At 63.6% G+C, this 24,810-nt stretch carries 28 protein-coding genes and 1 pseudogene; 9 read left to right on the forward strand and 20 right to left on the reverse strand.

What is annotated here, in order from left to right; genetic code table 11:
- Positions 1-22: 22 nt before the first annotated feature.
- Positions 23-478: a MarR family winged helix-turn-helix transcriptional regulator gene (locus JG747_RS15365; protein WP_019859502.1), complete on the reverse strand. Its 456-nt coding sequence runs from the start codon at positions 476-478 to the stop codon at positions 23-25.
- Positions 479-543: 65 nt separating this feature from the next.
- Between JG747_RS15365 and JG747_RS15370 the strand changes: the two genes are divergently transcribed.
- Positions 544-1,017 carry a cupin domain-containing protein gene (locus tag JG747_RS15370; RefSeq protein WP_069092656.1) on the forward strand — a complete coding sequence of 158 codons (474 nt, stop codon included), beginning with the start codon at positions 544-546 and terminating at the stop codon, positions 1,015-1,017.
- Between the two features lie 27 nt (positions 1,018-1,044).
- Here JG747_RS15370 and JG747_RS15375 read toward each other — a convergent pair whose 3' ends face one another.
- The gene (locus JG747_RS15375) at positions 1,045-1,656 is read right to left on the reverse strand and encodes a hypothetical protein (RefSeq protein ID WP_069092655.1); all 612 of its coding nucleotides are present in this window, start codon (positions 1,654-1,656) and stop codon (positions 1,045-1,047) included.
- A gap of 252 nt (positions 1,657-1,908) precedes the next feature.
- Between JG747_RS15375 and JG747_RS15380 the strand changes: the two genes are divergently transcribed.
- Positions 1,909-2,508, forward strand: a complete 600-nt coding sequence (locus JG747_RS15380; protein WP_202362138.1) for a YdeI/OmpD-associated family protein — start codon at positions 1,909-1,911, stop codon at positions 2,506-2,508.
- A 3-nt stretch (positions 2,509-2,511) separates the two neighbouring features.
- Here the strand turns inward: JG747_RS15380 and JG747_RS15385 are convergent, their stop codons facing one another.
- The gene (locus tag JG747_RS15385; RefSeq protein ID WP_202362139.1) at positions 2,512-3,141 is read right to left on the reverse strand and encodes a glutathione S-transferase family protein; all 630 of its coding nucleotides are present in this window, start codon (positions 3,139-3,141) and stop codon (positions 2,512-2,514) included.
- Positions 3,142-3,546: 405 nt separating this feature from the next.
- On the opposite strand from JG747_RS15385, the gene JG747_RS15390 reads away from it, so the two are divergent.
- On the forward strand, positions 3,547-4,245 hold the full coding sequence (locus tag JG747_RS15390; RefSeq protein WP_202362140.1) for an SDR family NAD(P)-dependent oxidoreductase: 699 nt from the start codon (positions 3,547-3,549) through the stop codon (positions 4,243-4,245).
- 17 nt (positions 4,246-4,262) lie between these two features.
- The gene (locus JG747_RS15395) at positions 4,263-4,892 is read left to right on the forward strand and encodes an NADPH-dependent F420 reductase (RefSeq protein WP_202362141.1); all 630 of its coding nucleotides are present in this window, start codon (positions 4,263-4,265) and stop codon (positions 4,890-4,892) included.
- A 157-nt stretch (positions 4,893-5,049) separates the two neighbouring features.
- Here the strand turns inward: JG747_RS15395 and JG747_RS15400 are convergent, their stop codons facing one another.
- Positions 5,050-5,397: a hypothetical protein gene (locus JG747_RS15400; protein WP_202362142.1), complete on the reverse strand. Its 348-nt coding sequence runs from the start codon at positions 5,395-5,397 to the stop codon at positions 5,050-5,052.
- 31 nt (positions 5,398-5,428) lie between these two features.
- A complete protein-coding gene (locus tag JG747_RS15405) occupies positions 5,429-5,740 on the reverse strand; it encodes a hypothetical protein (RefSeq protein WP_027047092.1) in 312 nt (103 codons plus the stop codon).
- A gap of 365 nt (positions 5,741-6,105) precedes the next feature.
- Here JG747_RS15405 and JG747_RS15410 point away from each other — a divergent pair, with 365 nt between their 5' ends.
- Entirely contained in the window at positions 6,106-7,728 is a 1,623-nt protein-coding gene (locus JG747_RS15410; protein ID WP_019859494.1) for an ABC-F family ATP-binding cassette domain-containing protein, read from the forward strand.
- Positions 7,729-7,787: 59 nt separating this feature from the next.
- On the opposite strand, the gene JG747_RS15415 is transcribed toward JG747_RS15410, so the two are convergent.
- Both JG747_RS15415 and JG747_RS15420 read right to left on the reverse strand, forming a co-directional pair.
- The gene (locus tag JG747_RS15415; protein ID WP_202362143.1) at positions 7,788-9,227 is read right to left on the reverse strand and encodes a winged helix-turn-helix domain-containing tetratricopeptide repeat protein; all 1,440 of its coding nucleotides are present in this window, start codon (positions 9,225-9,227) and stop codon (positions 7,788-7,790) included.
- Positions 9,228-9,616: 389 nt separating this feature from the next.
- The gene (locus tag JG747_RS15420) at positions 9,617-10,750 is read right to left on the reverse strand and encodes an alpha-hydroxy acid oxidase (protein WP_064981986.1); all 1,134 of its coding nucleotides are present in this window, start codon (positions 10,748-10,750) and stop codon (positions 9,617-9,619) included.
- Positions 10,751-11,034: 284 nt separating this feature from the next.
- On the opposite strand from JG747_RS15420, the gene JG747_RS15425 reads away from it, so the two are divergent.
- The gene (locus tag JG747_RS15425; RefSeq protein WP_051112833.1) at positions 11,035-11,526 is read left to right on the forward strand and encodes a TetR/AcrR family transcriptional regulator; all 492 of its coding nucleotides are present in this window, start codon (positions 11,035-11,037) and stop codon (positions 11,524-11,526) included.
- A 42-nt stretch (positions 11,527-11,568) separates the two neighbouring features.
- Here the strand turns inward: JG747_RS15425 and JG747_RS37530 are convergent, their stop codons facing one another.
- The 4 genes from JG747_RS37530 to JG747_RS15440 all read right to left on the reverse strand — a co-directional run bounded on the left by JG747_RS37530 (position 11,569) and on the right by JG747_RS15440 (position 13,640).
- Positions 11,569-11,880, reverse strand: a complete 312-nt coding sequence (locus JG747_RS37530; RefSeq protein ID WP_274609711.1) for a class II aldolase/adducin family protein — start codon at positions 11,878-11,880, stop codon at positions 11,569-11,571.
- A 25-nt stretch (positions 11,881-11,905) separates the two neighbouring features.
- Positions 11,906-12,391, reverse strand: coding sequence for a class II aldolase/adducin family protein (locus JG747_RS37535; protein WP_274609712.1), 486 nt, complete (start codon positions 12,389-12,391; stop codon positions 11,906-11,908).
- Positions 12,392-12,642: 251 nt separating this feature from the next.
- Positions 12,643-13,080, reverse strand: coding sequence for a VOC family protein (locus JG747_RS15435; RefSeq protein WP_064981945.1), 438 nt, complete (start codon positions 13,078-13,080; stop codon positions 12,643-12,645).
- A gap of 119 nt (positions 13,081-13,199) precedes the next feature.
- Positions 13,200-13,640: a hypothetical protein gene (locus JG747_RS15440; RefSeq protein ID WP_019859488.1), complete on the reverse strand. Its 441-nt coding sequence runs from the start codon at positions 13,638-13,640 to the stop codon at positions 13,200-13,202.
- Positions 13,641-13,891: 251 nt separating this feature from the next.
- On the opposite strand from JG747_RS15440, the gene JG747_RS15445 reads away from it, so the two are divergent.
- Complete coding sequence (locus tag JG747_RS15445; RefSeq protein ID WP_027047087.1) at positions 13,892-14,242, forward strand: hypothetical protein; 351 nt, start codon at positions 13,892-13,894, stop codon at positions 14,240-14,242.
- Between the two features lie 110 nt (positions 14,243-14,352).
- A complete protein-coding gene (locus JG747_RS15450) occupies positions 14,353-14,523 on the forward strand; it encodes a hypothetical protein (protein WP_019859486.1) in 171 nt (56 codons plus the stop codon).
- A 94-nt stretch (positions 14,524-14,617) separates the two neighbouring features.
- Here the strand turns inward: JG747_RS15450 and JG747_RS15455 are convergent, their stop codons facing one another.
- The 4 genes and pseudogenes from JG747_RS15455 to JG747_RS15465 form a co-directional block, all read right to left on the reverse strand.
- Positions 14,618-15,259, reverse strand: coding sequence for a glutathione S-transferase family protein (locus tag JG747_RS15455; RefSeq protein ID WP_202362145.1), 642 nt, complete (start codon positions 15,257-15,259; stop codon positions 14,618-14,620).
- A gap of 88 nt (positions 15,260-15,347) precedes the next feature.
- A complete protein-coding gene (locus JG747_RS15460) occupies positions 15,348-16,058 on the reverse strand; it encodes a hypothetical protein (RefSeq protein ID WP_084791612.1) in 711 nt (236 codons plus the stop codon).
- Between the two features lie 68 nt (positions 16,059-16,126).
- A pseudogene (locus tag JG747_RS36990) lies at positions 16,127-16,326 on the reverse strand (aromatic-ring hydroxylase C-terminal domain-containing protein); the annotation flags it as partial.
- Positions 16,322-18,925, reverse strand: coding sequence for a bifunctional diguanylate cyclase/phosphodiesterase (locus tag JG747_RS15465; RefSeq protein ID WP_202362146.1), 2,604 nt, complete (start codon positions 18,923-18,925; stop codon positions 16,322-16,324). The gene JG747_RS15465 and the pseudogene JG747_RS36990, both read right to left, overlap by 5 nt.
- Before the next feature lie 161 nt (positions 18,926-19,086).
- Between JG747_RS15465 and JG747_RS15470 the strand changes: the two genes are divergently transcribed.
- On the forward strand, positions 19,087-20,067 hold the full coding sequence (locus tag JG747_RS15470; protein ID WP_202362147.1) for a GlxA family transcriptional regulator: 981 nt from the start codon (positions 19,087-19,089) through the stop codon (positions 20,065-20,067).
- A 180-nt stretch (positions 20,068-20,247) separates the two neighbouring features.
- Here the strand turns inward: JG747_RS15470 and JG747_RS15475 are convergent, their stop codons facing one another.
- The 5 genes from JG747_RS15475 to JG747_RS15495 are packed head-to-tail and all read right to left on the reverse strand — an operon-like array spanning position 20,248 to position 24,749.
- Positions 20,248-20,676: a hypothetical protein gene (locus JG747_RS15475; protein ID WP_148307406.1), complete on the reverse strand. Its 429-nt coding sequence runs from the start codon at positions 20,674-20,676 to the stop codon at positions 20,248-20,250.
- Positions 20,677-20,721: 45 nt separating this feature from the next.
- Complete coding sequence (locus JG747_RS15480) at positions 20,722-21,903, reverse strand: ABC transporter ATP-binding protein (protein ID WP_244748403.1); 1,182 nt, start codon at positions 21,901-21,903, stop codon at positions 20,722-20,724.
- Positions 21,896-23,038 (reverse strand): ABC transporter substrate-binding protein, encoded by a 1,143-nt coding sequence (locus JG747_RS15485; protein ID WP_202362148.1) that lies wholly within the window; start codon positions 23,036-23,038, stop codon positions 21,896-21,898. The genes JG747_RS15480 and JG747_RS15485 overlap by 8 nt, the downstream gene beginning before the upstream one ends.
- Positions 23,035-23,874, reverse strand: coding sequence for an ABC transporter permease (locus JG747_RS15490; RefSeq protein ID WP_064981935.1), 840 nt, complete (start codon positions 23,872-23,874; stop codon positions 23,035-23,037). The genes JG747_RS15485 and JG747_RS15490 overlap by 4 nt, the downstream gene beginning before the upstream one ends.
- Positions 23,871-24,749: an ABC transporter permease gene (locus JG747_RS15495; protein ID WP_064981933.1), complete on the reverse strand. Its 879-nt coding sequence runs from the start codon at positions 24,747-24,749 to the stop codon at positions 23,871-23,873. The genes JG747_RS15490 and JG747_RS15495 overlap by 4 nt, the downstream gene beginning before the upstream one ends.
- Between the last annotated feature and the right edge of the window lie 61 nt (positions 24,750-24,810).

The raw sequence follows: 24,810 nt of genomic DNA on the forward strand, positions 1-24,810 counted from the left end.
CCGCACATGAATGCGGTTCCGGTCAGCGCACCAGTGGGCTGTCCCAGACGGCGAACAGCAGCGCTTTGAGCTGGTCGAAGCGCTCCGGCCCAAGCTCGGTGCGCCACTCCTCCTCGATGTCGCGCAATATGTCGACCATCTTCCAGAAGGCGGCGTGGCCGCGTTCGGTGGCGTGAACCACGCGCGCGCTGCCTTCGCCGTCGGAGCGGACAATATAGCCGTAGCCTTCGAGGCTGCTGAGTAGCTGGTTGATCGCCTGTTTGCTCATGCCGGCACGTTCGGCGATGGTGCCGGGGCGCGCGCCGTCCGGGCCGGGAAACTGCAGCACGGCCATGTGCGGCAGACGCAATTCGTCGAAACCGGCAGCGTTGAGCTCCTTGATCAGCCGGCGCTGGATGGCCTGCGCCGGCACGCGCAGCAGGGCGCCGATCAAAAGGTCAGTGGTCTTGGTCTGCAGGACTTCGGCTGAGGTGGCCATTGACGATCCGGTAAATTGAGTTTACAGATAACTAGTAAATGTAATTTACCGGAGGGGTTTGCGCAATGTCAGCCATCGATCTTCAGGTGAACCCAGCCAACGAGACCATCGGCACCAAGGGGTTGTCGGTCCGTTTCCTGGTGTCGGGCGAAAATTCGAACGGCAGCGTCGCCACCTTCGAACTGATGGTGCCGGGCGCGCAGCGCCTGCCCGCGCCGGCGCACAGCCACGATCATTACGAGGAAACGATCTACGGCATTGACGGAGTTTTGACCTGGACCGTGAACGGCAAGCCAATCGAAGTTGGGCCGGGGGAGGCGCTGTGCATCCCACGCGGCGCCGTCCATCGCTTCGACAATAATGGCACAAGGGATGCCAAGGCGCTGTGCGTCATTACGCCGGCGGCAATTGGTCCCGACTATTTCCGCGAGGCATTCGGCTTGCTCAACGCCGCTGCCGGCGGGCCGCCTGACAAGGCTGGGATGATGGAGATCATGCGCCGCCACGGGCTGACACCGGCAATGCCGCCACCGGCCTGAAGCCGGCCGAGGGACAGGGCGCGCCCCTTATTCCTGGCAAGCGGCGAAAGCGTCGCCCGCGTTCCAGTCCCGGAATGCGACGGTCCGGCCTTCAGTCGACACGGTCTCGTGCTTGGTGCTGCCGTCCGGCTGCTGCTTCGAGCTGGTGCCCTTGCCGGTCAGCACATTGTAGTCGCAGGCGCTGGCGGCATTCTCCTGCAGGTAATCATCGGAATCATAGGCGAAGCCGGCAACGATGAAGGCGCCGTCGCGGTAGGCGATGGTCAGCGTCTGGTTGGTGCGCTCGCTGCCGATCTCCGGCGCCGGCAGATAGAATTTGATCGAGCCGTTGGGCAGCATCGTCAGCTCCGGCTCGGTGTCGGAGTTCTCATAGCCCGGCTGGTCGTAACCGTTCCACTCGCCACCGATCTGTTCGCGCACGATTTCGACGGGCTTGAGGTAATTGTGCTCCTTGTCCCCGAGGAAGAAATGGATGTCCATCGGGTCGGTCGGCCCGGTCTCGACCACCATGGCAAGGTCGGGAGCGCCGTCGCCGTTGAAGTCGCCGGTCAGCGCGGTGATGATCTTGCGGGTTTCGACCGGTTCGGCCAGCGCCACGCCCGGCAGCAGCAAGGCAAGGCCGAAGAGCAGAGATTTCATTGTGGCATGTCCCCCAAGCCTGGCATTTGTGGTCCTATAGCACGGTGGCGACGTGTCGCGCTCCTCCATCGGGTCGGTTGCGCTCCAGCCGCAACACGGCGATGTATAGTGCGTTCCCTATTTCGCGGCACCGTGCCTCACTGCTGACGGGAATTGACGGTGGGCGATGCCATGATGCCGGGAATCGCAGGATGACGGAGGCAAGATGACAGGGACGCCAGCGACAATGACTCTGAACCGGCAGGCCCGCTGATGGCGCCGGTCAAGGTCGATCCGGACAAGGTCCGGGAATTCCCCGACGCGGCAAGTTTTTATGCCTGGCTCGGCCAGCACCACGCCTCCGAAAGCGAAGTGTGGATCAAGGTGCACAAGGTCGGGTCGGGACTGAAGTCGATCGCGCCGAAGGAGGCCATCGACGTCGTGCTGTGCTTCGGCTGGATCGACGCGGTGCGCAAGGGGCTGGACGAGAACAGTTTTCTCCAGCGCTACACGCCGCGCGGCAAGAAGAGCATCTGGAGCAAGATCAACATCGACAATGTCGCGCGGCTGGTCGAGGAGGGCCGCATGACCGGGCATGGGCTGAAACAGGTCGAAGCCGCCAAGGCCGACGGGCGCTGGGCGCGCGCTTATGGCGGCAGCAAGGAGATGAAAATCCCCGACGATTTGCAGGCGGCCATCGATGCCGAACCGGCGGCGAAGGCGATGCTGGAAAAACTCAGCGCGCAGAACCGCTTCTCGCTCGCCTTCCGCACCCACAACATGAAGACCGAGGCCGGCCGCAAGAAGAAGATCGAGACCTTCGTGGCGATGCTGAAGCGTGGCGAGACGATCTATCCGCAGGGCAAAAAGTAGTTCTCAACCGCCCGAATGCGGGTCGATGCTGTAGGGATGGATCGGATAGCCTTGGCCGACGGCGTCGCGCACGCGGCCGGTCCAGGCGAGGAATGCCGGGTAGTCCGCCGGCGAGAAGCCGCAATCGCCGGCACGATGGCTGTAGGCATAGATGGCGATGTCGGCGATGGTGAGGTCGTTTCCGGTGAGGAACGGCGTCTCGCCAAGGCTGCGATCCAGGGCGGCCAGCGTGCGGGCGCCGGCCTCGCGCTTGCCGGCAACCATGGCGTGGTTGCGTTCGAGCCGTCCGGTCAAGGTCCAGAAGCGCAGTGAGCCGATGACGGGCTCGACATTGTACTGTTCGAAGAACAGCCACTGCATCACCTTGGTGCGCCGGAAGCGGTCCGCCGGCAGCAGAGGCGTGCCTTCGGCGAGATAGGTGAGGATCGCATTGGACTCGGCGATGGCGCTGCCATTTTCGAGCTGGAGCACAGGAACCGCGCCGGCCGGGTTGAGGGCAAGGAAGGCATCGGTGTGGCTCTCGCCCTCGAAAATCGAGACGAGGCGGGTCTCGCAAGGGATCTTCAGCAGGCCGAGCAGGACCCGGACTTTCCAGCCATTTTGCGATGGCAGATAATCGTGAAGCGTGAGCATGGCCGATCCTCGTGATGGGTGGACGATCGCATGGCGAGACGTCTGGCGACACCCGATTCCCGCTCGGGCATGAGGTTTGGGAAGGGCAAATTGCGGAAACCTCGGCGCTTGAACACCCCCCTCTGTCCTGCCGGACATCTCCCCCGCAAGGGGGGAGATCGGCAGCTTCAATCGCGCTGCTCTATCCTGCAACGTCGATGATTGGCGAAGGCGGAGCCAACATCCAATCTCCCCCCTTGCGGGGGGAGATGTCCGGCAGGACAGAGGGGGGCGTGACGGAACGCGACGTCGGACAGCTCGATCATTCATGCGCTTGATCGCACAATGACTGCGATCTCCGCTGCCTAACAAACCAATTCGGCCTGTGCCATCTTTCCCCGACACGACAAACAGAGGCATCCGAGAATGACCACGCATCCCAAAAAACTTGCCCTCATCACCGGCGCCAATCGCGGCATCGGGTTGGAGACCGGCCGCCAGTTGGCGAAACTTGGCTTCACCGTGCTGCTCGGCGTGCGCGATCTGGCCAAGGGCGAGGCCGCGGCGAAAGGGCTCGACGGCCACGTCGAGGCCATCGCGCTCGATGTCGCGGCACCCGACGCGGCTGCAAGGGCAGCCGATGAGGTCGAGCGCCGGTTCGGACGGCTCGATGTGCTGATCAACAATGCCGCCATCCACTACGACACCGGCTCGCGCGCCTTGCGGCCGGACTGGACGGTCATCCGCGAGGCGTTCGAGACCAATGTCTTCGGCGCCTGGCGGGTGGCGGCCGCCTTCGCGCCGCTGCTCAAGGCCGGCGGCCACGGCAGGCTGGTCAATGTGTCGTCCGAAGGCGGTTCGCTGGCCTCGATGGGGGCTGGCGCGCCGGCCTATTCGACATCGAAGGCGACGCTCAATGCGCTGACCCGTGTGCTGGCGGCAGAACTGCGCGGCTCCGGCGTGCTGGTCAATGCCATCTGCCCCGGTTGGGTCGCCACCGACATGGGCGGGCCGGGCGGACGCCCGGTGGCGCAAGGGGCGGCCGGCATCATCTGGGCCGCGACCTTGCCGGACGACGGCCCGACCGGCGGCTTCTTCCGCGACGGCAAAGGACTGCCGTGGTGAGCGAACAGGAGGCGAAGATGAGAATCGGAGTTCTGGGCGCCGGCATGATCGGCGGCACGGTAGGGCGGCTGTGGGCGCAGGCTGGACATGAGGTGAGCTTTGGCGTGCGGCATCCCGAGCGGCTGCGCTCGATGCTTTCCGGCCTTGGCGGCAAGGCCACGGCCGGCTCGGCGCTCGATGCCGTTGCCGGCGCGGATGTCGTGCTGGCCGCCATCCCGTTTCGGGCCTGGCCCGGTGTCGCGGCCGAAATCGGTGCAGCTCTCGGCGACAAAGTGCTGCTCGACGCCACGGTGCCCGACCCGCCGCGCGACGGCGCTTTCGGCGACGCCGCACTTGCCCGCAAGGACGGCGTGGCTTTCGCCGTCGCGCTGCTGCTGCCGCGCGCGAAGCTGGTTCGCGCCTTCAGCACGGTCATGTGGACAACGCTGCAATCGCAGGCGCACCGCGCCGGCGACAGGATCGGCATTCCGCTCGCCGGCGATGACGAACAGGCCGTTGCCCTTGCCGTGCGGCTGGCGAGCGACGCCGGTTTCGACCCGGTCGTGGTCGGACCGCTGTCGCAAGCCCGGCGCTTCGATCCCGGCACGGCCGTCTTCGATAGCGGCATGAGCGGACCGCAGGTTCGGGCCGCACTCGGGGTGGCTTGAGGCGGTTCACGATCTGAATCGTGGAATTGCCGTAAGCGCCTGTTTAGACGCACTTTCAGCGGATCTGACTGCCTTGTTGCGCACAAGAAAAAGCCGCCCTCGCTTTTCAGCGAATGGCGGCCTTTTCCCGGGAGGAAGTCAGAAAGAAAGCTGGCGATCAAGCCGCCTTGGCGTGGCCGTGCTTCTTGTGGGTACGCCTGTGGGTGTGCTTCTTGGCGACGTGCTTGTGGCCGTGCTTCCTCACATGCCGGTGGTGCTTCTTGCCGTGCCTGACATGCTTCTTGACGTGCTTGTGCGCGGCAGCCTGGGCCGGCTTGGCCGTGGCAGCGGGAGCCGTAGTCGACGCAGCGGCGGCGGGAGCCGTGGTCGACGTGGCGGGAGCCGGAGCCGTGGTCGGCGCAGCGGCGGTGGTGGCGGCCGCGTTGGCCGTGCTGGTGCCGACAACCGGCATGGCCAGGCCGAGCGCGATGGCGAGACCCAGGGCGGAGAGGAGGGGCTTGTTCATGATAGGCTTTCCTTCGGATTGATGGTTGCTGTCACTGGTCGAGGTTGACCGGTGTCACTCCAAGAAGTTTCAGGGCGTTGGCGTAGGTCCGGATGCCTTGCGCCTCCTTACGCTCGGCACAAAACCGGTTGGCCTTGTCCTGGAGTGCCTCTGCCGTGGCGATCTGGCTGGCGCTGGCACCGGGTTCGGCTTTGGTCCGGATGGCTCCGTCGAGTTGAGAACCGAGCCGGCTGCAATATTCGCTCCGGGTAACCGCCGCCTGCGCACCCGATTGCGCGACCGCAAGCATGGCGAGCGAAATGCCTGCGAGGGCACCCATCCATCCGGTCGAACGTCGTTGCATTGTCGGGACCATCCCTTTGCGTTGTGTGGCGACCGCTGTCCGGTGGCTACGAGGGTGGTTATCGCAGACGATGTTTTCTTCAGTTTTTCCCGCATGTTGAATCTTGTTTCTGAAGTGTGTCTGGCTCTCACCCTCCCCCTCGTTGGGAGGGTCGCTCCGCGCAGCGGAGCGGGGTGGGGGTCTTTTTAAGTCGGCGCCGCACCCCCACCCCGTCCCACCGACCTTGCTTCGCAATGCCGGTGTGCCGACCCTCCCCACAAGGGGGAGGGTGAAGCGCTGCGGCGCTTGCGCCTCTTCCTTTGCCGCCGTCCTTCGCGTAAGGCGCCGGGCAAATCCTTTCAGCGCAGGCATAGTCCGGAAACCGCATGATCAGACTTGAAAGCATCAGCAAGCAGAACGGCCGTCAGCTTGTCTTCATCGAGGCGTCGGCTTCCCTGCAGAAGGGCGAGAAAATTGGCCTTGTCGGGCCGAATGGCGCCGGCAAGACGACCCTGTTCCGCATGATCACCGGCCAGGAGCAGCCCGACGAGGGCCAGGTGCAGGTCGATCGCGGCGTCACGATCGGCTATTTCAGCCAGGATGTCGGCGACATGGAAGGCCACAGCGCAGTCGCCGAAGTGATGAACGGCGCCGGGCCGGTGAGCGACGTGGCGGCCGAGATGGCGGAACTGGAAGCGGCGATGGCCGATCCCGACCAGGCCGACCGGATGGACGAGATCATCGAGAAATATGGCGAGGCGCAGCATCGCTTCGAGGAGCTCGACGGCTATGCGCTGGACGGCCGCGCCCGTGAGGTGCTCGACGGTCTGGGCTTTTCGCAGGAGATGATGGACGGCGATGTCGGCAAGCTGTCGGGCGGCTGGAAGATGCGCGTGGCGCTGGCGCGCATCCTTCTGATGCGGCCCGATGTCATGCTGCTCGACGAACCGTCCAACCATCTGGACCTGGAAAGCCTGATCTGGCTGGAGCAATTCCTGAAGGGCTATGACGGCGCGCTGCTGATGACATCGCACGACCGCGAGTTCATGAACCGCATCGTCAACAAGATCGTCGAGATCGATGCCGGCTCGCTAACCGCCTACTCTGGCAATTACGAATTCTACCAGCAGCAGCGGGCGATCGCCGACAAGCAGCAGCAGGCGCAGTTCGAGCGCCAGCAGGCGATGCTGGCCAAGGAGATCGCTTTCATCGAGCGCTTCAAGGCGCGCGCGTCGCATGCCGCGCAGGTGCAGAGCCGGGTGAAGAAGCTCGACAAGATCGACCGCGTCGAGCCGCCCAAGCGCCGCCAGATCGTCAATTTCGAATTCCAGCCGGCACCGCGCTGCGGCGAGGATGTCGTCACCTTGAAGAACGTCCACAAGGCCTATGGCAGCCGCAGCATCTATGAGGGGCTCGACTTCCAGGTCCGCCGCCGCGAGCGCTGGTGCATCATGGGCGTCAACGGCGCCGGCAAGTCGACGCTGCTCAAGCTGGTGGCAGGCGCTTCCGACCCCGACACCGGCACGGTGGCGCGCGGGCCGAGCGTGAAAATGGGCTATTTCGCCCAGCACGCGATGGAGCTGCTCGAAGGCGAGCGCACCGTGTTCCAGACGCTGGAAGACAATTTCCCGCAGGCCGGCCAGGCGCCGCTTCGCGCGCTCGCCGGCTGCTTCGGCTTTTCCGGCGACGAGATCGAGAAGAAATGCCGCGTGCTGTCAGGCGGCGAGAAGGCGCGGCTGGTGATGGCGCTGATGCTGTTCGACCCGCCCAATCTGCTGGTGCTGGACGAGCCGACCAACCACCTCGACATCGCCACCAAGCAGATGCTGATCGAGGCGCTATCGCAATATGAGGGCACCATGCTGTTTGTCTCGCACGACCGGCATTTTCTGGCAGCACTTTCGAACCGCGTGCTGGAACTGACGCCCGAAGGCGTCCACACCTATGGTGGCGGCTATACCGAATATGTCGAGCGCACGGGGCAGGAAGCGCCAGGATTGAGAAGTTGAGGGCGAGCCCAGATCACTGGGTGCCATGCCGCTTCGATCTGTGTTGATCGCTCAGCCGGTCAGTCTAATCCGGCGATGCGCAGCCCCTCGATATAGCGCGCGCGATCCTTTTCGTGGACGATCGGGTGGTACCTCTCGACCCAGTCCACGGACACGGATGGATGCAGGCGCCGCGTCTGCGCCAGCGCATGGGCGGCGGCGGCGCGATCGCCCGCCATGCCTGCCGAGGCGGCGTATGTGCGCCAGGCCGTTCCAAAATTCTGCCTGAGATCGACCGCACGCCGTTCGAACTCGGCAGCCTCGGCATAACGCCCGGCCATGAAATGACAGAGGCCAATGACGGAAAGGCTGCCCGCCTGCGTGAAGTCGCGCGGGCTCAGCCGGTCGGCCAGCGCGACATGGTGCAGGCCGTCGTCGGGCATGCCCGCATAGGCATAGGTCGACCCAAGGATCATATGCGCATAGGCCAGGCTTGGATTGAGAGTAATCGCCTCGGACAAAGCTCTCACGGCTGGATCGAAACGGCGCGAGGCCATGTGCACGAAGCCCGTTGCGAAGTGCGTCCAGGGGTCCTCCGGGTCGCTGCGGATCGCCCGTTGCGCCATGTCGTGTGCGGTCGGCAAGGCCGCTTCCGCATCGGCCAGTCCAAGCATCGCCTTTGCCGCTAGGCCCCAGGCGATCAGGCAATTGGCGCGCGGATAATCGGGATCGATGTCGATGGCTTTCTTGAGCAGCCGCTCTGCGATCTCGAAATCCGGCAGCGAGGCCCATGTCCAGACATAGGGCATTGCCTTCATCACGAAGCCCCATGCGTCGAGACTGCCCGGCGACCGGCTCTGGAAACGCTCCTGCTCGGCCACGTAGAGCCTGGGCTCGATGGCGCCGATGACGCTCTCGGCTATCTCGTCCTGAAGCGCGAAGAAATCGGCGATTTGGGCATCATAGCGTTCCGCCCAGATCTGGCGACCGGTGTCGGCGTCGCTGACTCTGGCGTTGATCCGCAAACGCTGTCCGGAGCGGCGCACGCTCCCGTCGAGCACATAGCGCACGCCAAGCTCGCGCCCGATCTGCTTCACGTCGACCGCCTTGCCGCCATAGGTGAAAGACGAGTTGCGGGCCGAGACAAAGAGCCAGCGCAGCCGCGCCAGGCGGGTGATGATGTCTTCCGCGAGGCCATCGCCGAAATATTGCTGCTCGGCGTCGTCGCTGAGGTTGGCAAAGGGCAGCACGGCGATCGAGGGTCCGGCCTCGGCGCTATCGGCAACGGCCGCGGCCGCGTCGAGGCAATCCACCGTACCACCGAAGCGATAGCCGATCCGGGGGATGGTCGCGATCCATTCGGCGTCGTCAGGCCCCGGCCCAAGCAGTTTGCGGAGCAAGGCGATCTGGACGGACAGGTTGCTTTCCTCGACCGCCGCGCGCGGCCATGCCGCGTCCATCAGCGTCGCCTTGGACAGGACTTCGCCCGGCCGTTCCACCAGTGCCGCCAAGAGCAGCACGCCGCGATATCCGACCGGAACGGGAACGCCCTGCCGGAGCAGTGTTCCCGCCTCCGGATTAAGCTCGAACGGACCGAATGCGAACCGTTTCCCCACCATAGCGCAAAAATAGCATCTTTTCGGAGCTTTTCGGAACTATTCGGTCGTGTGACCCGGACGAAATCCGCCCGCAGGGGTCATCCTGTCACCATGTTTCGTGACAGGAGAGCCGAAAATGACCGCACTTGTTTTTGACCGTATCGGGTTTGAGACCGAGGCCAGCCAAACGATTCCAACGAGCAGCAAGTGTCCGCGCGAGGAAGAATTCCGCGCCGCTCTCGACCGCTATATGGCGGACTACATCGCCTGCCAGAAGCGCCGCGAATGCCAAGGCGCCCGGACCGACCTGACTAGTTCAGCACCCGCTCGTCGACTTCGTCGATGCTTGTCGTGCCTGTCAGCGCCATGGTGACGGACAATTCCTTGCGAAGGATGTCGATGGCGGTCGCCACGCCGGCCTCTCCGCCGGCACCGAGGCCGTAAATATAGGCTCGACCGACCAGGCAGCCCCTGGCGCCAAGAGCGAGCGCGCGCATGACATCCTGGCCTGACCGCACGCCGCCATCGAACAGCACCTCGGTTTGTGATCCCACCGCTTCAACAATCTTCGGCAGCCTGGAGATCGTCGATGGCGCGCCATCCAGCTGCCGGCCGCCATGATTGGAAACGACGATGGCGGTTGCACCGGCCTTGCTGGCGATGCGCGCATCCTCCACGTCGAGAATACCCTTGATGATCAGCTTGCCCGGCCAGATGCTCCTGACCCACTCGATGTCATTCCAGTTCAGCGCGGGATCGAACTGATGCGACACCCAGTCCGCGACTTCCCTGACGCCTTGCTGGCCTTTTACATGGCCGGCGAGATTACCGAACGTCCAGCGTTTGGCAGCCAGCATTCGCCGGGTCCAGCCGGGCTTGGTCGCCATGTCGAGTAGATTTCGCAGTTTCAGCGCCGGCGGAACCGAAAGCCCATTTTTGACGTCGACGTGCCGCTGTCCCAGCACCTGCAGGTCGACGGTGAGCACCAGCGCGCTGCAACGGGCAGCGAGCGCCCGCTCGACGAGCGAGCGCACGAAGCCACGGTCTTTCATCACATAGAGCTGGAACCAGAACGGCTTCTCGACCGCCTCGGCAACGTCCTCGATCGAGCAGATCGCCATCGTTGCCAGCGTATAGGGGACGCCGGCCGCCTGCGCGGCGCGACAGGCATGGATCTCGCCGTTGGCCCATTGCATCCCGCCAAGGCCGATCGGCGCCAGCGCTATTGGCAATGAAACCTTCTCGCCAAGGATCGTTGTTGCGGTATCCCGTTGCGAAACGTCGACCAGCACGCGCTGGCGAAAAGTGAGGCGCTCCAGGTCGGCTCTGTTGGCGCGCAAGGTTTGTTCCGAGTAGGCGCCTGCCTCGACGTAGTCGAAAAAGGCCCGGGGAACGCGGCGGCGGGCAGCCTGCCGCAGATCCTCTATGCAGGTCATGGTCTTCAGCGGCAAGGCGGCCGGTCGCGCCTTGGACCGGTCGCGAAGCGCTGCAGCTTCACTGATTTGTCCAAGATCAGGGACTGCCGTGATCAGCCTGTCCATCGTCGCCTCCCATTGAATATTAGGTATATCTGATGCATTGAATGCCGGGTGCACGCGGATGTAAACTCACTAGCGAGTATACATTCGTCGGCTTCAGCCCCGTGCCCAGATCGTCCGACCAAACCCGACCAGACATATTGCAGGCGGCTTACAAGCTCTTTCGCCGCCGGGGATTCTTTCGCGTCGGCATGGACGAGATCGCGCGCACCGCTGGCGTCACCAAGCGCACGCTCTACTATCATTTCGACAGCAAGGACGCGTTGCTGACCGCGGTGCTTGCATCACAGCACGAGCGGGCGTTCGGCGCGTTCCAGACCTACGGCATCGACCTGTCGGGCGGTCCGGAGCAACTGATCGACAAGCTGTTCGGCGGACTGGCGAGGTGGTCGGCCAAACCGCGCTGGGCGGGATCGGGATTTACCCGGCTGGCAATCGAACTTGCCGATCTCTCGGGGCATCCCGCACGCTCGATGGCACACCAGCACAAGGCCTTGATGGAACAGCAACTGGCAACCCTTCTCGCCAAAGCGAACGTGGCAGCGCCGCGCGAGCGGGCGCGTGAGCTGGTCCTGCTGGTAGAGGGTGCGATGGTCATGCTGCTGATCCATGGCGACCGAGACTATTGCACCGCCGCGGTCGAGGCAGCCAAACGGCTGGTCGTGGATAGACCGGCTGTTTGAAGCGGATGTTCGGTCTTCGTCGGCCAAGTGCCGCCCTCTGCTCTAGCCAAGCAGTTCAGGCTGCTGCCTGAGGATGCGGTCGTGCAGCGGTTGGCATTGAAACCAGCCGGCATGGGGCGTGCCGTTCACCGCCCGGGCGGCTTTGGCGTTTTCCGGGTCGACCTGCAGGGGTATCCCCACACTTTCGGCGAGGAATTGTGCCTGGCAACACCGTTCCATCGAGATGAACCACCAGACGGCCTCGTCGACGGTCTGGCCAACCGCCAGCAAGCCATGGTTGCGCAGGATTGCCGCCTTGTGTCCGCCGAGGCACTCGGCAATCCGCGCCGCCTCGCTCGCCTCGGTGACCAGCACCCGCGTGTCGTCGAAGAAGACGTGATTAGAAGGCGCAGGCGTCCTGCGTAATGGGATCGAGCAACCGGCCGACCGCCGACCAGGCCTTGCCATAGATGGAATGGGCGTGCGCTGCCGCCACCACATCCGGCCGTGCCGCGTGGATCTGGTGATGAATGGCGAATGCGGCGACATTGACCGGCATCGTGCCCTCGACCACGGCGCCGGCGCCGTCGACCCGAATAAGATCCGAGACGGTAATGTGCGCAAAATGCATGCCGAACGGATTGACCCAGAATGTATCGGTAAATTCCGGGTCGCGGGCCGTGATATGCCCGGCAACGCCTTCACTGAAGCCCAATGCCGCGAATATACGGAAGCCGGCGGCAAGCCTTTCCTTTCGGTGCTGCCGCTCCTGTTCGAGGTTCTCGAAGCTGGGTGGCCCGCGCAGCTTGAAAAGCGGCCCATAGGCTGCCCGCTTGCTTGCGGCCAGATCGCTTTCGGTGTCTGGAATTGATGTGACGATGTCCATGACGCTCTCCCTGGGGCTGCACCGTCGGCATGACGGCTGGCCTCAGATTGGCGAAGCTGGGGATCGGCGTATCAAGGTCTCCGTAAATTGTTCCGAATTCTTCCGAATAGGCGCAAACTATTCGTTGTCGTGGCAATGATCGGCCCAACCTGTTGGTGCTGGGCGAGCGGACCAACCACTTCGACATCGCCAGGACGTTTTGTGACGCCCGCCGGCATTGGTCGCTCTTGGCCATTGTCGTCTTGGTGCGCTCAGCCGAGTTCCTGGGCGAGGCCGATGAGAAGGTCTCCGGGTCCGCGAATGTAGCAGAGCCGGTACACGTCCTTGTACTGAACGACCTCGCCTGCGAGCCGCGCACCGTGCTTGCGAAGCCTTTCAAGCGTATCGTCGATGTCGTCCACGGTGAACATGACGCGCAGGTAGCCCAGAGCGTTGACCGGGGCGTTGCGGTGATCCGCGACGACGGGCGGCGTGAGGAAACGGGACAGTTCGAGCCGGCTGTGGCCGTCCGGCGTGCGCATCATGGCAATCTCGACGTGCTGATCGCCCAGTCCGGTGACTCGTCCGGCCCATTCGCCTTCGATCGTGGCCCGCCCTTCGAGCTCGAGGCCGAGCTCGCGAAAGAAATCAATCGTCTCTTCGAGGTCATCGACGACGATTCCGACATTGTCCATCCGTTTGAGCGCCATTACGTCCAACCTCGTGTCTGGATCAAAAGCGTGTCCGTCTCAGGGAAAAGGCGGCTGTCGGGCCGACGCCGCCTTCTGGATTTTCCGTCCGACCTCTTAGCGTCGAAGGAATGGGTCCCTTACCTCAACGAGATAGCCAAGCCGCTGAGATCGGCGTTGACCTGCAGCCCGACCTGCTTGCCGGAGAGTTCGAGCTGGGCACCCCTGTCATTGGTCATGACGATCACCTGGGCGCCTTTGCCGAGCGTGCCGCCGCCGCCCGCCGCACCGTAGACCCCCGTCACATCGCGGACGCGCCTGATGTGCCGCACGGTGCCGCGGAAATAGGTCTTTGAAACGCCGAAGGCCAGGCCGCCCGAGACGCCGCCGATCGAGATGGGATAGGTTTTGCCGTGGAAGGTGAACGTGCCTTCGCCGCCGGAGCCGCCGACGAAGAAGGCCGCCTTGTAGACGGCAAAGCGGATCGTGCCGCTATCGGCATGCGCGGAGCTGGCAAAGCCGATGCCCGCGGTGGCGATGGCGGCAACCGCGATTCTACGAAATCCGGACGAAATGTTCATGATGAAAGCTCCTCAAAGTCGCCGCTTGCCCAACCGGCCGGGCGCGCCAGCGCTGTGTTAAAGTTACAACGGAACAGTCTCGCCCGTCATTTGGTTCCAGGCACGCGGCCTGAATCTGGCCGCGGGAAGATCGACATGAAGCGAGGCCTATGGCAAGCGCTGCGGCGAGACATCGCGTACACGTGATTGGCGCGGACGCGACGCCTGCGAGTTCTGCGGAAAGCGAGAAAGGCTTCGGGATGAGAATTGCGATGCGAATTGCAGTGTCCGTCGCACTGGCCGCGACGGTGGCCGGATGTGCGACCTCTCCGGTCGACTATGGCGCGTCGCTTTCGCCGCAGGATCCGAAATGGGCCTCGCCGGATTGCCAGCAGGCGCGGGCGGCGGCTGCGGCCTACGAGGTTCGCGAAAAACAGCACCCGGGCTGGGAATTCGCGGCCCTTGGCCCGTACGGCTTAGGCATCATCGCGGCCACAAAGGAGGCCGAGCAGAAGCAACGGAAGCTTCACGCCCGCGACGTGCACCTGCAATGCTCGAGCCTGCCCTTGCCGAAGGAGTTGCAGGGCGATCTAGGCCCGGGCGCAAAGGCGAAATATCCGTAGCCGTCGTGAGTCCTCGAAGCGCTTAACTCGAGCTTTATGTCACCAGCCTTTGGAACGTAAATTCATTCGCCAAGTTCTTAGCGTCAGGACAAGCGAAGGGACATCGACACATGCTGACCGCCGTTCGAGCCATGATTGGCCAAGCCCGCTTCACCACCGCGAAGAGCGAACCCGAAGCGCAGAGCACCCGGCACACGCCGATCTCGAAGGAACTCGAGACCCTGGCCGCGATCCGCTTGACTGACATGGCCGGCCTGGGAGCCTGGTCTCCGGACCGCTGATTGGTTTCGACACGGGTCGGACCGCATCGCGACGGTTTGCTGTGGTCGAACGCTCGGTGATATTCCGACTTCCAGCCTGCTGCCGGCTGAGGCTTTATGATACGGCGTTGATCGCAAGTTGCGCAGCGAAGGCCCTGGCATAAGCGGGCCGGGCTTCCCCGCGCGCCACATAGGCAGCCAGGTTTTGATATTCGTCCAGAATGCCTGACATGCGTAGCCGAAGCAGCACCGACACCATCAGCAGATCGCCAGCGCTGAACGCACTATCGAGCCACTCGGCGGCGCCCAGATAGACCGAGAGCTGGTCCAGCCGCGCACGAACACGGTCCTTGACCAGCGGCAGGCGCTCCTCGCTCCAGGACCTGTCGGCTTCGAATATTCTTGCCGTCACCAATTCGAGGATGGGCAGCTCGACGGTGTTGAGGGCGGCAAACATCCAGGTGATCGCACGGGCGCGGGCATCGCGATCCCTGGGCAGCAGGCCCGCATGCCGTTCGGCAAGATGAAAGACGATCGAGCCGGTCTCGAACAGACGCAGAGATCCTTCCTCATAGGTCGGGATCTGGCCGAACGGATGGATGGCCAGATGGTCCGGCGCCTTCATCCCGGCGAAGGAAACGAGACGAACCTCATAGGGCTGCCCCACTTCTTCGAGCGCCCAGCGCACGCGCGTATCGCGCGCCAGTCCCTTGCCGCCATCGGGCGATCGTTCAAAGGCGGTGATGGTGGGGATCATGAGAGGCTCCGAAGGGTTAGTGTCCAGGTCTTGCGCTTGCACACAGAGGACGAACGACCGGGGCTGTTCCCGACAAGCTGCCTCGTTTTTAGCGCAGCAGGCCTTCCGCCTCGAATGTGTCCCAGCCCTCGAGCTTTGGCGGTGGAGCGTCGTCCTTTCCCAAACTCCTGGCGCTGCGAGCCTTGGGCTCCCGCTTTCCCGCGCGCGTCAGTGCGGCCTTGCCGGCGCCGCGCCGCCTGTTCTCGGTGACTTCCCGCGCATCTTCCTCCCGCCAGGCGCTCGCCAAGTCGCGATCGAGAATGTCCTCGATGTGGCGTGGATCGAAGACGTGGAAGGTGACGGCCTTGGACCGCCCGCGCATCTTGACGGTGCGGGTGCCGATGCTCTTCAGGCGGCCGTCCTTCAGCCACTTGTGACGCTCGCGGGCCGAGATGGCGAGAATGTCTTCTGCCTCGCGCGGAAGCACGGGCAGGGCTTCGATCCCCTCCAGTGTCCTGGAGATGGTTGCCGAGGCCGCCTGGAACGCATCCGCGTCGGTTTTCAACATGCGCAAGACGATGCGGCCCGTCTCGGCCTTGGCAAACTTCCTCACCACCCATGGCAGGCGGGCTCGAACTTCACGTTCGATTCCCTTGAGGCGCATGGAGGAGCCAAGCGTTGCCGATGGCGGCAGCGGCCATTCGGCGACCACTGACTCTTTAGGGGTGTCGCGCTCGGATGTGCGATCAGAAGCGGTGGCAATTGCGGCAACGATGCCGCTCACGATCTTTCGCAGGGAACCACGCTTCTTGTCTGTCATGTTTCATGTTCGCTCATCAGCTGCCTTCGTGGAACGGCAGTTCGTACAGCAGACAACCGAAATCAGGCTCAAACAGTTCCTTTAGGATACGCAGCCACCTGTCCGGGTTCGCCGAACCATCGCGACGCGGCCTGAGCGGCGCACTCCAGATCAGGCTCACCATCAGCGGCCCAGGCGACAAAGCCACCGGGCGCGCGAGCACGGCGCTCAGGCCCAGGCGCTCCGTGGCATCCCCGGCGACATAGGCGATCCGCCTGCTCCATCTAGCCCGCGGCCAGCCATTTGCGCGACTGGGCGAAGGCCTTGAAGGCCTTGGCCTCCATCGGGCGGCCAAAAAGGTAGCCCTGCAGGATGTCGCAGCCTAGTTCCTTGAGGATGCGCGCATGCTCCATCGTCTCGACGCCCTCGGCGACCACTTCGATGCCGAGCGATTTGCCGATCTCAATGATCGACGCCACAAGGTGCCGTTGCGCCACTGAGCCGGTGATGGGTGTGATCAGTTGGCGGTCGATCTTGAGGCGGCGCGGACGCAATTTGAGCAGCGAGACGATCGAGGCGTGGCCGGTGCCGAAATCGTCGATCTCGATGTCTATGCCGAGCTCCTTGATGTGGTCGATATTCCACGTGACCAGGTCGTCGTTTTCATCGAGGAAAATGGACTCCACCAGTTCGAACGACACCGTTCCCGCCTTGATGGCGAGCTTGCGCAGACCTTCGATCAGGTCCCTGTCCTCCAGCCGCCTGGCCGAGACGTTGACCGACACGCGCGGGATGTTGAGATGGCTGCGCGACCAACGCTCGAAATTCTCCAGCGCGTGTTTGAGGACTATGCGGTCGATCAGCGCCACGACATTGAGTTCTTCGGCCACCTTGAGATAGGCGTCGGGGGCCAGGATGCCGCGTCGCGGGTGCTTCCATCGCGACAACGCCTCGACGCCGACGATCTCGAGCGTGCTGGCGTCGAACTGCGGCTGATAGTAGGCGACGAATTCGTTCCGCTCCAACCCGCCCAGGATCTCGTCGGCGATCTGCTTGGTCCGCACGATCTCGCTCTGCAGCTCCTCGTTGAAGAACTCGTAACGGTTGCGGCCACGGCTTTTGGCCCGATAGAGCGCGAGATCGGCGTTGACCAGCAACTGTTTCACGTCGACGCCGTCGTTGGCGGCAATGCCGATGCTGACCCCGAAACGGCACGGATGACCGCGATAATCGACAGGCTGGCGCATGTCCTCGATGATGCGGTGGGCAAGTGCCGACAGTCCGTCATCGTCAAGCCCATGGCTCACCACGACGAACTCGTCGCCGCCGATGCGCGCAACGAAATCGTCACCGCCCGCATTGGCCTGGATGACCTTGGAGGCATGCACCAGCATGGCATCGCCGGCTGCGTGGCCGAGTGTGTCGTTGATCTGCTTGAAGCGGTCGAGGTCGAGATGCAGCAGTGCCGTGCGCCGGTCCGGTTCGCCGATCTCGGCCAGAAGTTCATCGAGATAGCGGCGGTTGGGAAGGCCGGTCAGCGAATCGTGCAGCGCCGCATACTCGATATGTGCCTTGGCGAGATTGAGCTCGGCGTTCTTCGATTCCGTCAACTGGCGTTCGCGAATGAGGTTTTCGTTGAGCAGCACGTCGCTGGTCACGTCCCATTCGGCGCCGATCAGCTTGGGCGTTCCGCCGATGTCCTGGAAGTAGGTCGCGCGCGTGCGCACATGGCGGACGGTGCCGTCGGGGCGCAGCAGCCGGTATTGTGAGGAATAGGGGCCTTGTTTGGCCGCGGCGAGATCGAAGTCCTGTCTCGCCCGCGCGAGATCTTCAGGATGGATCGCCTGCGCCCAGTCATCATAGCCGCGCGGCTTGCCGTCGGCTGACTTGCCGTAGATCTCGTTGACGCGGTCATCCCACACCATTTCGTTGGTGGTGAGATCGTGTTCCCAAACGCCGATACCAGAGGCTTCCAGCGCCAGCTCCAGGCGCCCGGACAGGCGCCTCAACTCGGCGTAGTTTTTCTGCCTTTCGCCGAACAGCCGACCGGCCACCATGATCGGCAGCACCACCAGCGCTCCGGCGAGCAACATGAGCGACCGCAAGGCCCACTCGTTTTTCGGAGCCGCCGGCCAGCCGGCCTTGGGTATGGCGGAAATCTGCCAGGAGCCCGACGGCAGCTGCACATCGGCCGATACGGGATTTCCGGCTATGACATTGCCGCCGCCGAAAAAGCGTTCGCCGCCACCGCCCAGCGCATCCTTGCCGGTGAGCGCGACATCGATGTCGAGATCAGGGTCGGTCAACCCACTCGCCGCGTAGAGTCGGTCGACATCGACGACCGCCGAGACGATGCCCCAGAAACGGTCGCCGCCGCCCGCCGTCGGCACGAACACCGGAATGCGGCCGATGAAGCCGCGCCCGCCCTGGGCGAGGTCGACCGGACCGGCAAACACCAGGACCCGCTGGTCGCGCGCCCGCAGCGCCGCCATGCGCTGCGCCTCGTTCTTGCGGTAATCGAGCCCGATCGCCTTCTCGTTGCCTTCCATGGGGTACATCAGCGAGATGACCAGGCCGGGCGCGCCGGCAATGTTGCGCAATTGCGATTTCTGCTGGAACAGATTTCCGGCAAGCGAGGCAAATCGCTGCTGGCCCATATAAGGTTCGGTATCGATGGCCGAGACCAATCCCTGAACAAGCTGAAGATTGCCGTTAATGTTGCCTTCGAGCTTGGCGCGGATGATGTTGACCTTGGCCAGCACATCGGCGCGCGCCAGTTGGTCGGAGACCCTCCTGTTCTGCTGGTCGGCAACGATGGAGCAGACCAGAAGGACGACAAAAGCTATCGCCGCCGGCAAGTTGGCGGAAGAAAAAACGGCCCGTCTCACGCGGCCGAGGCTGAATCCAGTGATGGCCAATTCGACCCGGATACCTTTCCTGAACTGTAGCTCATCGAACGACTGTAGTAGAAAACGCTTAAATTTGCCCTTCCAGGCTGGTGGTAAGTTGCGGCATCGGCTAAGGCGGGCGAACGAGTTGCGGAAGTATAATGGCAAGGCGGTTTGCGTTTCTCCTGGTGCGCGACTTCACGCTGTCGCCGCTGTCGCTGTTCATCGACACGCTGCGGCTGGCGGGTGACGAGGGCGACCGCAGCCGCAGGATCGAGTTCGACTGGGAGATCGTCGGCGAACGCGGCCTGCCGATCCGGGCAAGCTGCGGTGTCGAATTGCTGCCGACCAAGGGGATCGGCAATCCTGAGGATTTCGACAATATCGTGGTGGTCGGCGGCCTGCTCGACACCAACCGCACCCTGAGTTCCGACAAGGAGGCCTTCCTGTTGCGCGCCGCCGAAAAGGGGGTGCCGCTGACGGCGCTTTGCACCGGAAGCTTCGTGCTGGCGCGTTACGGCCTGCTCGATGGCTACGCCGCCGCTGTCAGCTGGTTCCACATCAAGGATTTCCGCAACCAGTTCCCTGACGTGAACGCGCATGCCGACAGCCTGTTTTCCGTCGACCGTGGCCGCTCGACTTGCGCCGGCGGCACGGGTGCGGCCGACCTTGCCGGCTATTTCGTGTCCCAGTTCATCGGCCAGAAGGCGGCGGAAAAGGCCGCCAAGATCCTGGTGCTCGACCGCATCAGGAGCAGCCGCGACGTGCAGCCCGTCGGTGACCTGTTTCCGGCAGCGTCGAGCCGCGCTGTCAAGCGGGCTTTGCTGTTGATGGAGAGCAACCTGCAGGAGACGCTGTCGATCGGCGAGATCGCAACCCGCCTGAATTGCTCACGGCGCCAGCTTGAACGACTTTTCGGGACGGAACTGGGCATCGGTCCGATGGCGGCTTATCTGGCACTCAGGGTGCATCATGCGAAGTCGCTGCTGGAAGGCAGCGACCTGCAGATCGGCGACATCGCCTATCGCTGCGGCTTCACCAATGCCGGTCATTTCAGCCGGGTGTTCCGCCAGCAGACAGGCATCACGCCGACCCATCTGAGGCATCCCAACCGCCTGGCGGGCGTCGCGGCGGGGCAATGAGCCGGCCGCATGGCGCCACCTCAGCTGCGCCTGAACCACTCTCGCTTTCGCGCATGCCAAGGCAAGCCGCTTCAAAGGCGAGCTGGGGTGCACCAAGACAAAGGCCAGGCCTTTCGAGACCGAGACGACTTGGCTTACAAAGCCCAGGATCGGAAGCGGAACCGCAGGTTTAGTCTAGGCTTACACAAACACGATCGGGTTACGCTCCTGCCGCGCCGCGCCGATCAGTGCGCGCAATGCACCGACAAATCCCCTGAGGTGTTCGTCGGGACTGATTTCAAGGAGATCCAGTTCCTCCTCGATCTCGCCGAATCCCGTTTCCTCAATTACGTCTCCGGCATGGCTGCCAGAGTAGAGAACAAGCCGCTCAAGCGCCGATGCCTTGCCGAGATGTCGAGCAATCCTGCCCCGAAGGACGCCGATATGAGAGATGTTGCCGAGGAGTCGCTCACACGCTTTGGCGGCATCCCAGGAGACGCGCGCGCCATCTGGATAAACGACCTCGCATTCTCCCGAGATCGGCTCACGCTCAAAGCGATATCCGGGAAACTCCTGTTCCAGGGCCAACATAGCTTTGTAAACGACCGCTGAAAGGCTCATCTCAATCAATTTGCAAGTCAGAAGTGTTCAAGGCCTTCCTGCCAACTATCCGCATCACGAAATGCGCTGACCGTCCTCGTCGAGCAGAACGCAGCCTTCGGGATCGAAGCCGAGGTCGATCGCCTCGCCTTCGCTAAGGACGCGGCCGGTGATCGGCGCGTTGGCGCGGATGCTGGTCTTGCCGCCGATGTCGATCTCGTAGATGGCGCTGCCGCCGAGATACGAGGCCGAGACGACACGGCCGGACAGCCTGTTGGCGCTTGCCGCCGCGCCGACCGACAGTTTCTGCGGCCGCAGCACGACAGTGACCTTGCTGCCCTGCGCAAGCGGCCTTGGACAGGCCACCTCGACCGTCTGGCCGGTGGCAAGCACCACCGCCATTGCCTGGCCGGCCCGGCTCACGGTCCCGGCCAGCATGTTGGCCTTGCCGAGGAAGTCGGCGACGAAGGCCGTGGCGGGCGTTTCATAGACCTCCTGCGGGGTTCCGATCTGCTCCACCGCGCCGGCGTTCATCACCACGATGCTATCCGACATGGAGAGCGCTTCCTCCTGGTCGTGGGTGACGAAGATGGCGGTGATGCCGGTTTCCTTCTGGATCTTCTTGATCTCGACGCGCATCTCCTCGCGCATGTTCGCGTCCAGCGCCGACAGCGGCTCGTCGAGCAGCAGCACCTGCGGCTCGAAGACGATGGCGCGGGCGAGCGCGATGCGCTGCTGCTGCCCGCCCGACAGCTGCGACGGCAGCTTCTTCTCGCTGCCCGGCAGCCGCACCATTTCGAGCGCCTGGCCGACCTTGCGGGCGATCTCCGGCTTCGGCACGTTGCGGTACTTCAGGCCGAAGGCGACATTGTCGAAGACGTTCTTGTGCGGGAACAGCGCATAGCTCTGGAAGACCAGACCGATATTGCGCTTGTAGATCGGCACGTCGTCGACCCGGCGCCCGTCGATCATGATCTGGCCGCCCGAAATGTCGACCAGGCCGGCGATGGAGCGCAGGATCGTGGTCTTGCCGCAGCCCGAAGGCCCGAGCAAGGTGACGAAGCTGCCCTTGGCGATCGACAGCGAGAAATCGCGTACGGCGACGAACTTGCCATAGGCAATGTCGATGTCGCGGAACTCGACCGCCGCCTGGCCGGCCCTGGCGCTGCCGCCCGGAGCGGGTGCGCCCGCGCCGGGCCTTGCCACCCCGGCCGCTTCCGGCCGGGGCACTTCTGAAAGGTGGTTTCTGTCAGGCACCTTTCGAGATCCTGTTCCACTGCTTGGTCCAGGCGTCCTCGTTGGTCGCCCAGTAGACCGGGTCGGCGAAGGTCAGCGACTTCATCGTGCCGGTCTTGTCGAAGGCCGGCAGCTTCTCGATCTTCTCGGTGAGCTTGACCTTCGTCGGATCGAGCGACGGCGGATAGCTCTGGCCTTCGGCCACCGCGATGGCGGTCGCCGGGTCGAGCATGAAGTTGACCAACTCCTCGCATTCGGCCATCGGCGAGCCTTTCAGGATCAGCATGTCCTCCATCCAGGCATAGGAACCGGCCGGGTCGAGATAGCCGATCGGATGGCCCTGGTCCTGCAAGGCGGCGACGCGGCCCGACCAGGCGTCGGTCACCACGATCTCGCCCTTGGAAAGCAGGTCCATCAGCTCCGCGCCGGAACTCCAGAACTTCTTGGCGAGGTCGCGTGTCTCGCGCACCTTGGCCCAGATCGCGTCCATGTCCTTGAGGTTGTTGGGATCCTGTCCGGTGGCGAGCGCGGCGTACCAGACGCGCGTGGTCATGTCGGAGTAGCCGCCGACCTTGCCGGCATATTTCTTGTCGAGCAAAAGGGCGGCGCCCTTTTCCTTGGCTTCATCGGGCGAGATCACCTTGGTGTTGTACGCGATGCCGGTCGTGCCGTAGTCGTAAGGCACGGCCGAGAGTTTCGGCGTCAGCTTGCGGAACGGATCGATCATCGGCTGCAACACATTGGCCATGTTGGGAATGTTGGCCTCGTTGATCTCCGAGGTCAGGCCGCCGTTCACATATTTGATGTAGTAGTTGACGCCGGAGGAATGGATGACCTGGTAGTCTCCGGGCTTGGCGGTCTTGATCTTGGTGATGATCTCGTCCTCGTCGCCGAACGTGCCCTGGACCACCTTGATCTTGGTCTTGGCCGTGTAGGGCTTGAAGGCATATTTGTCGATCGCGTCCTGCACCGTGCCGCCCCAGCCGTCGAAGCGAACTTCCTCGACCGCGGCGAGCGCCTGCCGCATCCAGGGCATGTCGAGACCGACCGCGGCCGCTGCGGCGGCGGTCAGCGTCAGGAAAGTGCGGCGGCTGAGATCGCCGTTTTGATACCTATCGTGCAGCCGTTCAAGCCGCTTGCCGTTGGACAATTTCATCGTGCTTCCTCCTTTGGTTCGTCGCGTCGTTTCAATCTGGTCAGGCTTTGCAGGATCAGGCCGCCGAGCAGCGGGATGCCGACGGTCACCAGGATCATCACGGTGCCGAGCGCATTGATTTCCGGGCTGATCGAGATCTTGAGCATCGACAGGATCTGGGTGGGCATGGTCTCGACGCCCGCCGGCCGCCAGAACAGGCTGGCCGAGGTGTTGTCGAACGAGATGGTGAAGGCGAGCAGCGCGCCGCCGACGACGGCAGGGATAAGCAGCGGCAGCGTGATCTCGCGGAAGGACGAGAAGCGCGAGGCGCCGAGCGAGAGCGCCGCCTCCTCATAGACGCGGCGGATGCCGACCATGCGCGCCTGGGTGATCAGCACCACATAGGGCACGGCGAGCAGGATGTGGCCGAGCACCAGCAGAAGCATGGTCCGCGGCTGGTCGACCGCCTTGATCAGCACCAGGAGGCCGACGCCCAGAATGGTCTCCGGCACCAGCGCCGGCAGGATCACCAGCGTGCTCAGCGCCTGCTTGCCGCGGAATTCGAAGCGCACCAGCGCAAACGACGTGACGACGCCGATGGCCGTGGTGACGGCTGATGTGACCAGCGCGATCCACAGCGAGGTGCGGAAGGCGGCCAGCACCGGCTCGTTGGCCATCAGCTTGCCGTACCATTGCAGGCTGAAGCCGGTCATCGGGAAGCCGCCGAACATCGAGGCGTTGAACGACAGGATCACCGTCGCCACGATCGGCGCGAACATGAAGATGTAGACGCAGACCGTGACGAGGCCGGTCAACCGCCAGGCCCATCTGCCTTCCTCTTTGCGCCGCGCCTTCATCCGCCCAACCCTTTGACGATCTGCGACATGCCCATGAAGCGCGTGTAGATGGCGGCGAAGAAGCCGAGCACGAGGAACAGCACGATCGAAAGCGTGGCGCCCATCGGCCAGTTCAGCTCGCTCATGATGGTGTCGTAGATCAGATTGCCGAACAGTGCGTCGCGGCCGGAGCCGAGCAGCTGTGGCGTGACATAGCTGCCGGCGGCGAGCACGAAGCAGAGCAGCAGGCCCGCCGCGAGGCCCGGCAGCGAAAGCGGAAGCGTGACCTCGCGGAACGCCTGCGCGCTGGTGCAGCCCATCGAGCGGGCCGCCGAAATCAGGGTGCGGTCGATACCCTCGAGGCTGACATAGACGTTGAGGATCATGTAGGGCAGCAGGAAGTGCAGCATGCCGAGGATGACCGCGCCCTCATTGTAGAGCATCGGCAGCGGCTCGCTGATGATGCCCAGCTTCAGCAGCGCGACATTGATGACGCCCTGTTCGCCCAGGATGTTGATCCAGGAAAAGGTGCGGATGGTGAAGCTGATCCAGAACGGCACGATGAGCAAAAGCAGCAACAGCCACTTGTGCTTGAAGGTCGTCGCCCAGATGAAATAGGCCGGGAAATAACCCAGCACCCCGCAGAGCAGCGCCGTGATGGCGCCGACCCGCAGCGTCTTCAAGAGGAAGCCGGCATAATAGCTGTCGGTCAGGAATTCGTGCCAGTTCGCCGTCGTCAGTGCGCTGGTTTCCACGCCGGCGGTGACGAAAGTGAAGAAGGTGTAGGCCGCCATCACTGCGATCGGCAGCACCAGGAAGAAGATCAGCAGCAGCAGCACCGGCGCGACCAGAAGCCATGCCAGCCGTGGATCATACAATGTCCATCGTCGTTTCATGAGCACCCGGTGCGCTTTCTTTGAAGCGCCTGTCTTGTTCCCGGGCCAAGATTGGGTGATT

The organism is Mesorhizobium sp. 131-3-5, from assembly GCF_016756575.1.
Classification (GTDB): domain Bacteria; phylum Pseudomonadota; class Alphaproteobacteria; order Rhizobiales; family Rhizobiaceae; genus Mesorhizobium; species Mesorhizobium jarvisii.